The following is a 14,649-nucleotide window of genomic DNA, read 5'->3' on the forward strand; positions in this document are numbered from 1 at the left end:
ACAATACATAAATAGCAAAATGACCAATGCAACAAATGGTGAAACAATGTACGCCCATTTTGGCGAGTCAATCATGTTTGTTTCATTTTCTTCAGTAATATCATTATGATGCGGTTGTGCTTGATTTACCATTTGATTGAACTCCTGCATGGTTGCTTCTAATGAAATATCTATTTGCTCAACTGGTTTTGAGCCAATTAACTCATTTAATTGAGCACTTGACCAAACCCAATCATCTGCCTGGCCAGAAAGATGTTCGATTTGTCCTAATAACAATTCTGACATCCCAATTTGACCAAAATGACCTGTTTGATCGAGTTGATTTAATTCATTGAGTTGAAGAACAAGAATCTCTGAAATACTTGTTTCTAAGTCATTGGGAGCTAGTGCTGACTGATTATGCTGTGAGGTCGTAAGATGCCTAGCAATTTCTTGTATATACAGAGGATCCGCAGTTTGGATTTCTTGATATAGTTTTTTAGCGTTTTGCTTCCAGAGACTGATTAGGCGAGCAAGTGCAAGAGCATTGATCTCCTGAATGAAGACAGCCTTTTCTTTTACCGAATACTGATTTAAGAGTTGAGGTTTTTGAATTTTTATTTGTTCAGCAAAATATTGGACTAGGTCAAACGCCATATTCGATTTCCTTTTATTTTAATCTAAAATTCTAAGGGACGGTTTTTTCTTACTTGGTTCAGCAACTTCTGTTGATGGAGCTGTTTCAGCAACATTGTTTGTTTCTACAGCATCATATTCGCTTGGGTCAAAGAATAACCCCTGACCATTTTCTCTCGCATAGATGCCCAAGACAGCCTGAATAGGAACGTAGATGTCTTTTGCTACACCACCAAAACGCGCTGAGAAAGTAATGGCCTCATTACTCATATGTAATTGATGAATAGCATGTGGCGCTAAATTCAAAACAATTTGACCATCTTTCACAAATTGTAAGGGCACTTCGGTATGCGGTTGGGTTGCATCTACGAGTAGATATGGTGTGAGTTGGTTATCACAGATCCATTCATAAATTGCGCGGGCAAGATAGGGGCGTGTAGGGCTGAAATTCAATTGCTCTGACATAACTTATAAGCTTATTAAATCGTTGAAATTAACTCATTGTAGCTGTTTTTTTCTTGTGGTGTCATTGATTTGATAAATGCTGGTCTGTTGAAGATGCGGTGACAGTAAAGAAAAATAGGGCGGCAGTGCTGTTGGGGTAATTCAACCCCCATGTTTTTAAGTCGTAAAAAAATAGGGGCTAAGATACAGTCCAAAATCGAAAATGTTTCAGACATAAAAAAAGGGAAATGTTGAAATAAAGGCGTTAGCGAAATAAGCGTATCTCTTAGCTCTTTTTGTGCTTTTTGCTTAAGTTCTAAATTTAATGTGTCTGCGTGCTTTAGCATGTGATCAGCAAGTTTGAACCAGTCTTGTTCAAAACGCCATATATATTGACGTTGTTCGGCTCTTGCCATCGGTGCGTCAGCATACAGCTTATTTTGACGATATCGATCATCTAGATATTCTGAAATTACGGTAGCTGAAAATAGTTTTAGATTTTGTTCAATCAGCATGGGTAATTGATTGTAGGGATTAAGATCAGCGAGATCTTCATCTTCATGATCTGTGATAATTAGATGATATTTGATTTGCTTTTCAGCTAATAAGAAACGAATCCAATGTGAGCGGAAATCATCTGCATGACTATACAACGTAATGCCTTGAATAGGCGTATTTTCAACCGATGACATATCACAAAACTAATTATATAAACGTTTTAGCATACTAAAAAAATCATACAAAAGCATCTTTGAATTCTTTTGTTTAATCTAAAATAAAAAACCTCGGAAAAATCCGAGGTTTTTGTCCAATTCGTAAAACGATTAACGTTTAGAGAATTGAGGACGTTTACGAGCTTTACGTAAACCAAGTTTCTTACGTTCAACTTCACGAGCATCACGAGTAACGAAGCCAGCTTGACGAAGAGCAGGTTTTAAAGTTTCGTCAGCAGCGATCAATGCACGAGTAATACCGTGACGGATAGCGCCAGCTTGACCACCAATACCACCACCTTTAACAGTGATGTAAAGGTCATATTTTTCAGTTACTTCTAAAAGCTCTAAAGGCTGACGCACAACCATACGAGCAGTTTCACGACCGAAATATTGCTCTAAAGTACGATTGTTGATTACGAGTTTACCTGTACCAGCTGATAAGAAAACACGTGCAGTTGCGGTCTTACGGCGACCTGTACCATAGTTTGTAGCCATGTGCTGTATCCCTTAGATGTCCAAAACTTGTGGCTGTTGAGCTGTGTGAGGATGCTCAGCACCAGCATACACTTTCATTTTCTTGATCATAGCATAACCAAGAGGACCTTTTGGCAACATACCTTTTACAGCGCGTTGGAAAATTTCTTCTGGTTTGTGAGCAACTAACTTTTCGAAGTTAGTTTCACGGATACCACCAGGGAAACCAGTGTGGCGATAATATTTTTTATCTAGAGACTTGTTACCAGTTACTTGAACTTGTTCAGCATTGATAACAACGATGTAATCACCAGTGTCAACGTGAGGAGTATAAGAAGTTTTGTGCTTACCGCGTAAACGACGAGCGATTTCAGTCGCAAGGCGACCTAAAGTTTTGCCAGAAGCATCAACAACGTACCAGTCGTGTTGAACTTCAGCTGGCTTAGCGCTGAGAGTTTTCATTAACCACTACCTATTATAGTTGGTTTGAGCAAGGAATCGCCCAAACAAAAGGAGACCGAATTCTACATGAATTAATTGATCATCACAACAATAATCCTTTGGAAATGTCATATTTTGTGAATATTCGACCAGTTTTGTAATGTTCTTAAAATTAAGTGTCAGAAACGAATTTTAGCTTGTTAGGGACTCAAAACTGCCCTATTATTTTTATACCAAATATTTAAAAAATAGAAGTACTTATATGTTTTTTGGGGGAATTTGATGGACTCGTCGTTTTTTTTAAAAATTGCCATAGCTGTCTTGCTTTTACAGTTAAGCATAACCCAAACACATGCTCGGAAGCTCTATAAATGGGTGGATAGAAATAGTATTACAAATTATTCAGAATTTCAGCCGAAGGAAGGGTCGACACGCAAACTTGAGGTTTTGGAAAGTCGTGGTAATGAACATGTTGATCCGATGATGGCTGTCACAGCTGAAATGAAACCTATCGAAATTCCAGTTGATCCGATGAATCTTCAGGGAACATCGAGTTCAGCTGCTGCAACTCAAACAGTGAAACCTTCGACTCAAACTGTTGTGAAACAAGGAGTGCTTGCTGCTCAGCCTTATACAACTCCAATGAGCAGCACAGTTGTATCAAATGTAATTCAGAAGAAAGAATCACAGACTGAGCTTGCTCAACAAACTAACGATAAAAAAGAAACTCCGATTAATCCTGTGGCTGATAAAGCTGCAAGTACTGTAGTTGTGACTGAGAAAACTGCGAATACAACGATCACTATTGAGAAAAAGGAAAAGCCACAAGCAATCGTGGTTGCTCAACCTGAGAAAAAAGATAAGCCTAAAATTAATCCATGGACGAGAACACCAACTTTCTCACCTTCTAACTTAGTGCCATCTAATTTGCCAAAAGTAAAAGTGCCTTAAATTTTGCTCAAATTATTTTTGATATTTCACTGAGTACCAAAAATAAAGCAAATGCACTCAATCAAAATTTAATAGCGGTATATAATAGTTAGCATTGAAATCAAGTTAGGTCTGTAAGATGCTGCCGTTATATGTCACGTCAGGTGAGCCAGCTGGCATCGGTCCTGATATTTGTCTTAATTTGGCAAATAGACAAGATTTGCGTCCCGTTGTCGTTTTAGCTGATATAGATATGTTGAAACAGCGGATAGAACAACTCGGGCTTGAGGTTGAATTAGTTCTATACTCAGGTCAGACTGAACCGAGTTTGAATGGTCAATTATACGTCGAGCATATTGCTCTTGCTAAACCTGTCATTTTAGGCTGTTTAGATGCCGAGAATGCTTCTTATGTATTAGAACAACTTCATCGTTCAGCTGATTATGCCTTGTCTGGAAAAAGCGTAGGTGTTGCGACAGCTCCTGTACAAAAGTCGATTATCAATGATGCAGGAATTGTCTTTAGTGGACATACTGAATATTACCAAGAGTTTGCTCACGTTGATCGTGTTGTGATGATGTTAGCAACTAAAACCTTACGTGTAGCATTGGCGACAACGCATTTGCCATTACGTGATGTTCCAGATGCTATTACTCAAGAGCGATTGCATCAAGTCATTGATATTTTGATTCATGATTTAAAAACAAAATTTAAAATTAACCAACCACGTATTTTGGTATGCGGGTTGAATCCTCATGCAGGTGAAGATGGTTATTTAGGACGTGAAGAGATTGATGTGATCAATCCTGTTTTGGAAGAGTATCGTGTTCAAGGTGTCCAAATGAGTCTGAGCTTACCAGCAGATACTTTGTTTACCTCTGAAAATTTAAAAGATGCGGATGCAGTTTTAGCCATGTATCACGATCAAGGTTTACCTGTGCTAAAATCACAGGGCTTTGGTGAAGCAGTCAATATTACTTTAGGCTTGCCATTTATTCGAACTTCGGTTGATCATGGTACAGCACTTTCTCTTGCTGGTACTGGGCAAGCAAAAGCGTCTAGCTTGCATGTCGCAGTTGATTTAGCACTTGATCTCGCTCGTGATTGATTAACGAGCCAATTATTCGCATTGGAATTATTATGTATCAAATTAATGCCCTAAACCCTAAAGATGAAGGGCATCAGGCTCGAAAACGTTTTGGTCAAAACTTTTTACATGATCAACGTGTGATTGCCAAAATTGTACGCTCAGTGAATCCTCGTGCGGGCGACAATATAGTTGAAATTGGTCCAGGTTTAGCGGCTTTAACTTCTCCATTGATCGGTGAGTGCGATGCTTTAACCGTAGTCGAACTTGACCGAGATTTGGCAGCAGGTTTACCTGGTCGAGTACCACATCCTGAGCGACTCACTATTGTTGAAGCAGATGCTTTGAAATATGACTTTACCCAATTATTCCAAGAAGGGCGTCCGCTCCGCGTAGTAGGGAACTTGCCGTACAATATTTCAACGCCATTGCTTTTTCATCTCTTAGAGTTTGGCGATAAAGTCAAAGACATGCATTTTATGCTGCAGAAAGAAGTAGTGGATCGTATTACTGCCGAACCAAACACCAAAGAATATGGACGTTTATCTGTAATGATTCAGTATTACTGTAAACCAACGTTCTTATTTGAAGTGCCACCAGGTTCCTTTAACCCACCACCTAAAGTGACTTCAGCCGTGTTTCGTTTGGAGCCTTATGAGACGAAGCCAATTATTGCAAAAAATGAAAAAGCTTTGGCTCGCTTAGTTGGGCACGTCTTTACACAACGTCGTAAAACATTGCGTAATAGTTTGAAAGGTATGTTGGCTGAAGACGGCTTTGAGAAAGCTGGTGTAGATCCGATGGCTCGTCCTGAAACATTAAGTTTGGCTGACTTTGTGGCTTTATCTGACCAAATGGTGTCTTGATGTCTAAACGCTATAACTATGTGATTGGTGATGTGCAGGGTTGTTTTGAAGCATTAAAAGCACTTTTAAAAGAGATCCGTTTCGATCCTGATCAGGATTTTCTTTGGTTCGCTGGTGATTTGGTCGCGCGTGGTGAAAACTCGGTCGGTGTATTGCGTTTCGTCAAAAAACTTGCTGATCGTGGTGCTGCTGCTACTGTATTAGGCAATCATGATCTGACCTTGATTGCCTGTGCACGTGGGTTTAAGAAAATCAAAGACAAAGATCGGACTCAAGATGTAATTGATGCGATTGATGGTGATGAACTCATCGATTGGTTGCGTAAACAGCCATTAAGTTTGTCGCCAAATGACACTACGCTTATTACCCATGCTGGGATTCCCCATATTTGGTCAGCTGAAAAAACTGTGGAGCTTGCTCAAGAGGTGCAACACGCTGTCGGACATGAAGATCTGTGCGTTTTGGATGCTTTTCTGCGGGAAATGTATGGAGAGCAACCTGATTTGTGGACTGATGAATTATCGGGTGCTGAGCGTTTACGATGTATTACCAATTATCTGACTCGTATGCGTTTAACGGATATTGATGGACGTTTAGAGTTTAAATTTAAAGATGCTTTAGATGCTCCAATGCCTGAAGGGTTTAAGCCTTGGTTTGAATATGAGAGTTTGGCTGCGAAAACACACCATATTATTTTTGGGCATTGGGCAGCTTTACAGGGAAAAACAATTAACGCCAACATTCAGAATGTAGATGGTGGTTGTGTTTGGGGGCAGCGGTTGCTTGCATATCGTTTAGAAGATCAGCAGATCTTTGCGATAGATAATCCAATACAATAGTTTTTCTATATTTTATAAAATGCCCAGTATTTATCCGATATTGGGCATTTGTTGTTATGGTTTGTCAAAAAACTGTCACATCCTGATCATTAAAGTGTCAAAAAATATTTATAAGCTTTAAAGCATGAAAATAACGACACAAATGGATGGCGATATGCAAAGTACATACGCGACATCTCTTTTAGAGCAAGAACAGTTTCCTGAAAGCTTTAAGTTTTACTTTAAAAGGAAGCAACTTAAAAACAAACAAGATGAATTGTCTGAACTTCGAGATTTAGTTCGCCCACGTTTAAGAATCGCAATCGTTACTGAAACTTGGCCACCAGAAATTAATGGTGTCGCGATCTCGATGATGCAATTGTGTCAAGGATTACAAAGATTAGGGCATAAAATTTTATTGGTACGCCCGATCCAAAAAGAAGTATGTACAGAATTTCACCCTGATCAAGAGTGCTTAGTGCTGTCACAACCTGTACCCAAATACCCAAGTGTTCAGTTCGGTTGGCCACAATATCTTAAAGTTTTCAAAGCTTTTGAAAATTTCGCGCCAGATGTTGTGCATATCGTGACAGAGGGGCCATTAGGTTTAACAGCCTTACAAGCTGCGAAAAGTAAAAAAATTGCAGTCTCAAGTGGATTTCATTCAGCTTTCCATGATTTTAGTCGTTTTTTTGATTTGGCTTTTTTAGTCAAACCCATCCAGCGATATCTAACATGGTTTCATAACAGTACTGACGTAACCTGTGTCCCTAGCCAATTTACTGAACAAGCATTACGCAGTTTTGGTGTGACATGTCCGTTGGTTGTGGTTGGTCGTGGAGTGGATGTAGAAAAATTTTCGCCCAAGCATCGATCTCAAAAACTACGTCAAAGTTGGGGGGCTGATACAGATACTCGCGTGATGCTATATGTGGGTCGTTTATCTCCAGAAAAAGAAGTAGATGTTCTCATTAAGAGCTTTCATGCATTACAAGCTCATCAAGGTCACAATATTAAGTTTGTGGTCGTTGGCGATGGTCCTGATCGTGTCCGTCTAACAAAATTAGCAAATTCAAAAGATATTATTTTTACTGGCAATTTGAGTGGACATGATCTTGCTGCAGCTTACGCAAGTGCTGATGTTTTTACCTTCGCAAGTCAGGCGGATACCTTTGGAAATGTAGTTTTAGAAGCGATTGCAAGTGGTCTAGCCGTTGTTGCTTATGATTATGTTTGTGCTCATCAGCACGTCAAACATGGTCAGACTGGGTGGCTAACACCTTTGGGAAACACAACTGAATTTGTTGAATTAATCTGTAATTTACCTGCGATAACGCAATTGAGAGCAATGGGACAACTGGCGAGTGAAAGTGTTCAGTCGAATAGCTGGCAGTATCCCGTACAACAATTAGAACAAGCACTGTATCAGGTCGCGAAGGAGTCTCCCATGACCGTGACCTAAGCAATTCTCATTAAGAGGAGAAAAAATATGAAATTTGAAAATGCAAAAATAAAAATGCTCGATCTCGATTTAAAAGGCTGTGTTTACCTTAACCATCTATCACAGTCACAACGTATTGCACTATTTTTTAAAACGATTAGTCGTTTGGGAGATGGACCATTTTGGTATGTCATGTTGTTGTCTGTTTGGACAATGCAGGGTTTGGCATACGGTCTGAATATACTCTATCTCGTTGTGATGGGCTCTATAGGGACACTCATTTATAAATTCTTGAAAAATAAAACGACCCGTCCTCGACCTTATCAAGTACATCAGGTGATTGTACTAGGTGAGCGACCTTTAGATCATTTTAGCTTTCCTTCGGGGCACACTTTGCACGCAGTGATGGTGACAATCACATTAGGTTATATACAACCACTTTTACTCATTCTGATGTTGCCGTTTACCATACTGGTCGCTTTATCTCGTATGGTGCTTGGTCTGCATTATCCGAGTGATGTGATTGTTGGTGCGATCATTGGTGCATCGGTAGCTAGCACAATTATCTTACTCGCGCCAAGTTTTAACGTGATTTTGTGATGTTTTTGATGGTCATCACTATCTCTTAAAACACATCATTTGTTAAAGTACGTTCAATAATCACATTCTATTAGGTTAACTCATGGGTTTACGTTGGACAGATACGATTGATATTGCGATTGAACTCACTGAAGCACATCCAGATGTGGATCCACAATGGATTCGTTTTACTGATTTACATGCATGGGTTTGCGCATTACCAGACTTTAGCGATGATCCGAATAAATCGACAGAAGGTTTGCTTGAAGCCATTCAAATGGCTTGGTTAGACGAAGTTCGTTAAAAATTTATCAGAAATCTCAGAACTTTTAGATATTCAAGCTGATTATTAACGATTACATCGGTATAATGCGGCAAATTTTTTTAGTTTACACATAATAGGAGTCAATCATGGCGATTGAACGTACTTTATCTATCGTAAAACCAGATGCAGTTTCTAAAAACCACATCGGTGACATTTTTGCTCGTTTCGAAAAAGCGGGTTTGAAAATCATTGCGACTAAAATGAAACACCTTTCTCAAGCTGATGCTGAAGGTTTTTATGCAGAGCACAAAGAGCGTGGTTTCTTTGGTGATTTAGTTGCTTTCATGACTTCTGGTCCAGTTGTTGTATCAGTTCTTGAAGGTGAAAATGCAGTTCTTGCTCACCGCGAAATCTTAGGTGCTACAAACCCTAAAGAAGCTGCTCCAGGTACGATTCGTGCTGACTTCGCTGTAAGCATTGATGAAAATGCTGCTCACGGTTCTGACTCAGTAGCTTCTGCTGAGCGTGAAATCGCTTACTTCTTTGCTGATAACGAGATTTGCCCACGCACTCGTTAATCCAAAGTATTCAAGCCAGATAAGTGGTATACTACTTATCTGGTTTTTTGTTTTTTATAGATTGAATTGTGTGGATAATGCACAATATTTTCTAGTGCTGATATCGTTTAGGTAAATATACATGAGTTCTGCAGTGGTCGTTTCATCAGAAAATTTGGATGAAAAACAACAGTCTGTTTCTACATCTGTCGTCCAAGCTGCCGATAAAAAAGTAAATTTACTTGGCATGTCACGTACAGAATTAGAAGCCTTTTTTGAAGAATTAGGTGAAAAGAAGTTTCGCGCTGGTCAAGTGATGAAATGGATTCATCAATATTTTGTTACTGATTTTGCTGAGATGACCAATATCTCGGGCAAACTTCGCGAAAAATTAGAAAAAATTTGTGAAATCAAAGCTCCTGAAGTTGTACACCGTAATTATTCTAAAGACGGCACTCGTAAATGGGTTTTCCGTGTAGGAGATGGTGCGGGGTCTTTAGTTGAGACTGTACTCATTCCAGCAGAAGATAAAACGGGTGCGCGTAAAACACTTTGTATTTCATCTCAGGTTGGATGTGCGCTTGATTGTTCATTCTGTTCAACGGGTAAACAAGGTTTCCAACGTGACTTAACACCTGCTGAAATTATTGGTCAGCTTTGGATGGCAAATTATTCTTATATGGAAGATGTGCCTGTAGCTGAGCGCGAAAGAACTGTAACTAATGTCGTAATGATGGGTATGGGTGAGCCATTACTCAATTATGATGCGGTGTTGAGTTCTATGCAGTTAATGCTAGATGATTTCGCTTATGGTATGTCTAAACGTCGTGTAACTCTATCGACCTCTGGTGTAGTACCGAAGATTGACCAACTCGCACAAGATATTGATGTTGCTTTGGCAATTTCTTTACATGCGCCAAATGATGAGTTGCGTAACGAGTTAGTGCCAATTAATAAAAAATACCCATTAGCACAGTTAATCGCTGCTTGTCAGCGCTATTTAGCCAAAGATGGTAATGAAAGCGCACGTCGTCATGTCACGATTGAATATGTCATGCTTGAAGGTGTTAATGATCAGCCTGAGCATGCTCAACAATTATTAAAATTATTAAAAAATCTACCAAGTAAAATCAACCTGATTCCATTTAATCCATTTCCGCATGCGCCATATGGACGTTCAAGCAGAAATCGTATTATTGCATTCCAAAAAACTTTGTCTGATGCAGGATTTGTGTGTACGATTCGTCAGACACGTGGTGATGATATTGATGCAGCATGTGGTCAATTGGTTGGGCAAGTTGCAGACCGAACTCGCCGTGCAGAACAATGGAAAAAGAAAGTGGCGCAAAGACAAGAAATATTGCGCACACAAGGATAATCTTAGGGGAAAAGCGTTGAATACAACTCGACTAAAAACGATTTTAGCTACTACTGTTGTGTTTACTGTATTAGGTTTGACTGCCTGCCAATCAACAACGTTAAGAAAAGATCCAGAAAAGGCAGTACAAGTCCGAACTCAACTCGCTGCTGAATATATTCGAACACGTGATTTGGATTCAGCGAAACGTTCCCTTGATCAAGCTTTAAAAATTGATCCACGTGATGCTACTGCCAATATGATGATGGGTGTTTTGTTGCAACAAGAAGGCAGTAAACCAAACATGGAGAAAGCAGAAGCTTATTTTAAGCGAGCAATCTCTTCAGAACCCGATAATGCCCAAGCTCGTAATAATTACGGTACATATTTGTATCAAATGCAACGTTATAATGAGGCGATTGAGCAATTTACCGTTGCAGGTGCGACGTTAGGTTACGAACAGCGTTACCAATCGTTGGAAAACTTGGGTCGAATCTATTTAAAACTGGGTGATGTTGCGAATGCTGAAAAATCATTCAAGCAAGCCTTACAAGCAAATCGAAATTCGACAATTTCAATGTTAGAGTTGTCCGAAATTTTCTATTTGCAACAAAATAATAGAGATGCATCGCAACTTTATGAACAATACGTTCGTAATGTCGGGCAGAAAAATCAAGGTGCTCGTGCACTTTGGATCGGTATACGCATTGCTCGAGCGAATGCGGATCAATTAGGAATGCAAGTATTAGTGAATCAAATGCGTGCTTTATTTCCTGATAGTCCAGAATATCAACGTTATTTGCAATTACAGTACAGTACTGAGGCCGTATGGAAATAAATCCAAATTCACATCAGCCAACTGGCTCAACCTCACCTTCGTCTACGTTAGGAAATATTCAACGACCAGGTGAGTATTTGCGTCAAATTCGTATTGCACAAAAGAAAGAACTTGAAGAGATTGCAAACGTTTTGAATATGCCTGTTAAAACGTTAACGGCATTAGAGCAAGATGATTATAAATCATTGCCAGAAGCAACTTTCATCAAAGGTTACTATCGTGCGTATGCCAAATGCTTAAATGCAGATGCCAGTGTGATCATTCAACGTTTTGATGAAATCTACGCAAACGATACAGGCTTAAAAGCAAATCATGCTTTGAATAACTCTCCAATTAAAATTATGGGGAAACTTTCAGGCTCTAAAAGTGTACGTAATCGTAAATGGCTAAAACGTTTATCGATTTTAGTTGCTGTACTTGTTTTGGGGTGGCTGGCTGTAATGGCTGTACAGAACTGGACCTCAAGTCAAAAAGATGAAGTTGATGTACCAAAAGTGACGAATTCAGATGTCGAAATTCTTCCAATGGGCAATACCGTAACTACATCAGGTGATCAGTTGGTGCTTGGTTTTAGTCGTCCAACATCAGTTCATATTGTTGATGCGACTGGTAAAGTATTGGCAACAGGTCGTCAATCATCTACATTGACACTCAGTGGTGAGTCACCATTCCAAATACGTTTGGATGATGCAACTGCTGTGTCATTGAGTTTAAACCAAGAGCAAATCTCCTTATCTCCATACACCGTTAATGGAAAAGCAGAATTCCGTTTGTCTCGTTAATGCCAATTAGAGTAGAGCTATACGATGATCGTGAACCCAATTAAGCGCCGCCCGACACGAAAAATTCGTGTTGGTTCGGTGTATGTCGGTGGTGATGCGCCGATCAGTGTTCAAAGTATGACAAATACAGAAACTTGTGATGTCGATGCCACAGTTGCACAAATTCAGCGTTGTGTAGATGCTGGTGCCGATATCATGCGTGTTTCAGTGCCATCTATGGAGGCTGCTGAAGCTTTCGGTGCGATTAGAAAACGCGTTTCGGTTCCTTTAGTTGCTGATATTCATTTTGACCATCGTATTGCTTTGGCTGTCGCGGATTATGGGGCAGATTGTCTTCGTATCAATCCAGGTAATATTGGCTCAGATCAAAAAGTGCGTGAAGTCGTTGCTGCTGCAAAACATCATGGCATTTCAATTCGTATCGGGGTGAATGCAGGTTCTTTAGAGAAAGATCTGCAAGTCAAATATGGCGAACCAACGGGTCAGGCATTGCTTGAGTCTGCGATGCGTCATATTGATATCTTAGATCGTTTAGACTTTCATGAATTTAAGGTTAGTGTAAAAGCATCGAATGTATTTTTAACTATGGATGCTTACCGTTTATTATCACAACAAATTGATAATCCTCTGCATCTTGGTGTGACTGAAGCAGGCATCTATCGTACTGGAACGGTGAAATCAGCAATTGCACTTGGTGGGTTACTGATGGAAGGCATCGGCGATACCATGCGTATCTCGCTAGCTGCAGAACCAGAAGATGAAATTAAAATTGGTTTTGATATTTTAAAATCATTAGGTTTACGTTCGAATGGTATTAATTTCATTGCGTGTCCAAGTTGTTCACGTCAAGAATTTAATGTTATTCAAGTGATGCAAGCATTGGAAGAGCGTTTGGAAGATATCCGCACACCAATGGATGTATCTGTGATTGGCTGTAAAGTCAACGGACCAGGGGAAGCTAAAGAAGCTGATATTGGTGTCGTTGGTGCGTCGCCGCGTTCACTTGTTTATCGCAATGGTGAAAAAAGCCATTTGATTGATACAAATCAGTTGGTTGATGAAATCGAGTCGATGGTTCGTCAACGTGTTCAAGAGCTTGAAGAAGCAAAATCTAAAGAAATTATTCGTAGTTCATCATGAGTTCAATTGTCGCTATTAAAGGTTTTAATGACACCCTTCCATCGCAAACAGCGGCATGGAGAAGTCTGGAACAACAACTTGCATCTTTGATGGATGCTTACGGTTATCAGCAAATTCGTTTACCTATTGTCGAGCAAACTGGTTTATTTAAGCGCGCGATTGGCGATGCAACGGATATCGTTGAAAAAGAAATGTATACCTTTTTTGATAAAGGTAATCCACCTGAATCATTAACCTTACGTCCTGAAGGTACTGCAGGTTGTGTGCGTGCAATGTTGGAACATAACTTACTTCGTGGGGCAACTCCACGTGTATGGTATGTCGGTCCAATGTTCCGCTATGAAAAACCACAAAAAGGTCGCTATCGTCAGTTCCACCAATTTGGTGTCGAAACTTTTGGTGTGGCGACACCAGATATTGATGCTGAAATCATCCTTATGACGGCGCGTTTGTGGAATCGTATGGGTGTCGCGGATAAAGTTCAACTTGAGTTAAACACTTTAGGCGAAACTGATGAGCGTACAGAATATCGTAATGCATTGGTTGCCTTTCTCAATGAGCATAAAGATGCATTAGATGAGGATTCACAGCGTCGTTTGACTACGAATCCGCTTCGTATCCTAGATTCTAAAATTGAATCGACACAAAAAATTCTAGAAAATGCACCGAAGCTACATGATTTCTTGAAAGAAGACTCATTAAACCATTTCAACCAATTACAGCAATATTTAACAGATGCTGGCATTCAGTTTGTTATTAATCAAAAGTTAGTACGTGGTTTAGACTACTACAACAAAACTGTATTTGAATGGACAACAACCATGTTGGGTTCACAAGGTACAGTATGTGCTGGTGGTCGTTATGATGGTCTAGTTGGACAACTCAAAGGTAAAGCAGATCAATCGGTTCCTGCAGTCGGCTTTGCGATGGGAATGGAGCGTTTGCTACTTTTACTTGAGCAAGTTGAGCAAGCTAAACCAGTTCGTGATTGCGAAGTGTTCTTGTTGGCTGAGCCTGCTTACCAAGCGAAAGCATTGGTATTGGCTGAACAAGTCCGTGATCAGTTAGAAGCAGTCAACAGTTCGATTCGTTTCAAAACGGGTTCTCAGGGCAGCATGAAGAGCCAAATGAAAAAAGCGGATCAATCTGGCGCGATCTATGCGGTGATTTTAGGTGAGCGTGAGTGGGAATCACAACAACTTCTGGTTAAAGAGCTTGCGACAGGGGAACAATCTCAAGTTGCGGTCACTGAATTGACAGCATTTTTGCTCGAAAAATTTAAACAATAAATTGCACAAT

18 protein-coding genes are annotated in these 14,649 nt (G+C 39.8%); 13 read left to right on the forward strand and 5 right to left on the reverse strand.

What is annotated here, in order from left to right; translation table 11 throughout:
- The 5 genes from A2003_RS00310 to rplM all read right to left on the reverse strand — a co-directional run.
- The coding region (locus A2003_RS00310; RefSeq protein WP_286686666.1) for a hypothetical protein at nucleotides 1-636 on the reverse strand (636 nt) is incomplete at its 3' end.
- A gap of 18 nt (nucleotides 637-654) precedes the next feature.
- Complete coding sequence (locus tag A2003_RS00315) at nucleotides 655-1,080, reverse strand: ClpXP protease specificity-enhancing factor (protein WP_087539377.1); 426 nt, start codon at nucleotides 1,078-1,080, stop codon at nucleotides 655-657.
- A gap of 14 nt (nucleotides 1,081-1,094) precedes the next feature.
- Complete coding sequence (locus tag A2003_RS00320; protein ID WP_112987460.1) at nucleotides 1,095-1,751, reverse strand: glutathione S-transferase N-terminal domain-containing protein; 657 nt, start codon at nucleotides 1,749-1,751, stop codon at nucleotides 1,095-1,097.
- Nucleotides 1,752-1,883: 132 nt separating this feature from the next.
- Nucleotides 1,884-2,270 carry a 30S ribosomal protein S9 gene (rpsI, locus tag A2003_RS00325; protein ID WP_004909015.1) on the reverse strand — a complete coding sequence of 129 codons (387 nt, stop codon included), beginning with the start codon at nucleotides 2,268-2,270 and terminating at the stop codon, nucleotides 1,884-1,886.
- Nucleotides 2,271-2,282: 12 nt separating this feature from the next.
- Entirely contained in the window at nucleotides 2,283-2,711 is a 429-nt protein-coding gene (rplM, locus tag A2003_RS00330) for a 50S ribosomal protein L13 (RefSeq protein ID WP_004909012.1), read from the reverse strand.
- Nucleotides 2,712-2,972: 261 nt separating this feature from the next.
- On the opposite strand from rplM, the gene A2003_RS00335 reads away from it, so the two are divergent.
- The 13 genes from A2003_RS00335 (at nucleotide 2,973) to hisS (ending at nucleotide 14,639) form a co-directional block, all read left to right on the forward strand.
- The gene (locus A2003_RS00335; protein ID WP_112987461.1) at nucleotides 2,973-3,641 is read left to right on the forward strand and encodes a hypothetical protein; all 669 of its coding nucleotides are present in this window, start codon (nucleotides 2,973-2,975) and stop codon (nucleotides 3,639-3,641) included.
- Nucleotides 3,642-3,759: 118 nt separating this feature from the next.
- Nucleotides 3,760-4,728, forward strand: a complete 969-nt coding sequence (gene pdxA / locus A2003_RS00340; protein WP_004909007.1) for a 4-hydroxythreonine-4-phosphate dehydrogenase PdxA — start codon at nucleotides 3,760-3,762, stop codon at nucleotides 4,726-4,728.
- Between the two features lie 32 nt (nucleotides 4,729-4,760).
- On the forward strand, nucleotides 4,761-5,573 hold the full coding sequence (rsmA, locus tag A2003_RS00345; protein ID WP_004950303.1) for a 16S rRNA (adenine(1518)-N(6)/adenine(1519)-N(6))-dimethyltransferase RsmA: 813 nt from the start codon (nucleotides 4,761-4,763) through the stop codon (nucleotides 5,571-5,573).
- Entirely contained in the window at nucleotides 5,573-6,412 is an 840-nt protein-coding gene (locus tag A2003_RS00350) for a symmetrical bis(5'-nucleosyl)-tetraphosphatase (protein ID WP_039047059.1), read from the forward strand. Before rsmA ends, A2003_RS00350 begins: the two co-directional genes overlap by 1 nt.
- Before the next feature lie 124 nt (nucleotides 6,413-6,536).
- Nucleotides 6,537-7,853, forward strand: a complete 1,317-nt coding sequence (locus A2003_RS00355; protein WP_286686667.1) for a glycosyltransferase family 4 protein — start codon at nucleotides 6,537-6,539, stop codon at nucleotides 7,851-7,853.
- A 27-nt stretch (nucleotides 7,854-7,880) separates the two neighbouring features.
- Entirely contained in the window at nucleotides 7,881-8,432 is a 552-nt protein-coding gene (locus A2003_RS00360) for a phosphatase PAP2 family protein (RefSeq protein WP_004908998.1), read from the forward strand.
- Nucleotides 8,433-8,514: 82 nt separating this feature from the next.
- Entirely contained in the window at nucleotides 8,515-8,715 is a 201-nt protein-coding gene (gene iscX, locus A2003_RS00365) for a Fe-S cluster assembly protein IscX (protein ID WP_004652532.1), read from the forward strand.
- A gap of 107 nt (nucleotides 8,716-8,822) precedes the next feature.
- Nucleotides 8,823-9,254: a nucleoside-diphosphate kinase gene (gene ndk, locus A2003_RS00370; protein ID WP_004908995.1), complete on the forward strand. Its 432-nt coding sequence runs from the start codon at nucleotides 8,823-8,825 to the stop codon at nucleotides 9,252-9,254.
- Nucleotides 9,255-9,375: 121 nt separating this feature from the next.
- On the forward strand, nucleotides 9,376-10,611 hold the full coding sequence (rlmN, locus tag A2003_RS00375; RefSeq protein ID WP_004908993.1) for a dual-specificity RNA methyltransferase RlmN: 1,236 nt from the start codon (nucleotides 9,376-9,378) through the stop codon (nucleotides 10,609-10,611).
- 16 nt (nucleotides 10,612-10,627) lie between these two features.
- Nucleotides 10,628-11,428 (forward strand): type IV pilus biogenesis/stability protein PilW, encoded by an 801-nt coding sequence (gene pilW, locus A2003_RS00380; RefSeq protein ID WP_004908991.1) that lies wholly within the window; start codon nucleotides 10,628-10,630, stop codon nucleotides 11,426-11,428.
- Nucleotides 11,419-12,210, forward strand: coding sequence for a helix-turn-helix domain-containing protein (locus A2003_RS00385; RefSeq protein ID WP_004950312.1), 792 nt, complete (start codon nucleotides 11,419-11,421; stop codon nucleotides 12,208-12,210). Before pilW ends, A2003_RS00385 begins: the two co-directional genes overlap by 10 nt.
- 24 nt (nucleotides 12,211-12,234) lie before the next feature.
- Nucleotides 12,235-13,350, forward strand: coding sequence for a flavodoxin-dependent (E)-4-hydroxy-3-methylbut-2-enyl-diphosphate synthase (gene ispG, locus A2003_RS00390; RefSeq protein WP_004908985.1), 1,116 nt, complete (start codon nucleotides 12,235-12,237; stop codon nucleotides 13,348-13,350).
- On the forward strand, nucleotides 13,347-14,639 hold the full coding sequence (gene hisS / locus A2003_RS00395; RefSeq protein ID WP_075696795.1) for a histidine--tRNA ligase: 1,293 nt from the start codon (nucleotides 13,347-13,349) through the stop codon (nucleotides 14,637-14,639). Before ispG ends, hisS begins: the two co-directional genes overlap by 4 nt.
- Nucleotides 14,640-14,649: the final 10 nt, after the last annotated feature.

Origin of the sequence: Acinetobacter sp. GWC1_38_13, from assembly GCF_001767535.1 — a bacterium.
Taxonomy (GTDB): domain Bacteria; phylum Pseudomonadota; class Gammaproteobacteria; order Pseudomonadales; family Moraxellaceae; genus Acinetobacter; species Acinetobacter junii.

Excerpts from the sequence above, each read along its gene's own strand:
- iscX (WP_004652532.1), top strand. The coding sequence starts at position 8,515 with ATGGGTTTACGTTGGACAGATACGATTGATATTGCGATTGAACTCACT.
- A2003_RS00385 (WP_004950312.1), top strand. The coding sequence starts at position 11,419 with ATGGAAATAAATCCAAATTCACATCAGCCAACTGGCTCAACCTCACCT.
- ndk (WP_004908995.1), top strand. The coding sequence starts at position 8,823 with ATGGCGATTGAACGTACTTTATCTATCGTAAAACCAGATGCAGTTTCT.
- A2003_RS00360 (WP_004908998.1), top strand. The coding sequence starts at position 7,881 with ATGAAATTTGAAAATGCAAAAATAAAAATGCTCGATCTCGATTTAAAA.
- pdxA (WP_004909007.1), top strand. The coding sequence starts at position 3,760 with ATGCTGCCGTTATATGTCACGTCAGGTGAGCCAGCTGGCATCGGTCCT.
- A2003_RS00315 (WP_087539377.1), bottom strand. The coding sequence starts at position 1,080 with ATGTCAGAGCAATTGAATTTCAGCCCTACACGCCCCTATCTTGCCCGC.
- rpsI (WP_004909015.1), bottom strand. The coding sequence starts at position 2,270 with ATGGCTACAAACTATGGTACAGGTCGCCGTAAGACCGCAACTGCACGT.
- A2003_RS00350 (WP_039047059.1), top strand. The coding sequence starts at position 5,573 with ATGTCTAAACGCTATAACTATGTGATTGGTGATGTGCAGGGTTGTTTT.
- A2003_RS00355 (WP_286686667.1), top strand. The coding sequence starts at position 6,537 with ATGAAAATAACGACACAAATGGATGGCGATATGCAAAGTACATACGCG.
- A2003_RS00320 (WP_112987460.1), bottom strand. The coding sequence starts at position 1,751 with ATGTCATCGGTTGAAAATACGCCTATTCAAGGCATTACGTTGTATAGT.
- ispG (WP_004908985.1), top strand. The coding sequence starts at position 12,235 with ATGATCGTGAACCCAATTAAGCGCCGCCCGACACGAAAAATTCGTGTT.
- rsmA (WP_004950303.1), top strand. The coding sequence starts at position 4,761 with ATGTATCAAATTAATGCCCTAAACCCTAAAGATGAAGGGCATCAGGCT.
- A2003_RS00335 (WP_112987461.1), top strand. The coding sequence starts at position 2,973 with ATGGACTCGTCGTTTTTTTTAAAAATTGCCATAGCTGTCTTGCTTTTA.
- hisS (WP_075696795.1), top strand. The coding sequence starts at position 13,347 with ATGAGTTCAATTGTCGCTATTAAAGGTTTTAATGACACCCTTCCATCG.
- rplM (WP_004909012.1), bottom strand. The coding sequence starts at position 2,711 with ATGAAAACTCTCAGCGCTAAGCCAGCTGAAGTTCAACACGACTGGTAC.
- rlmN (WP_004908993.1), top strand. The coding sequence starts at position 9,376 with ATGAGTTCTGCAGTGGTCGTTTCATCAGAAAATTTGGATGAAAAACAA.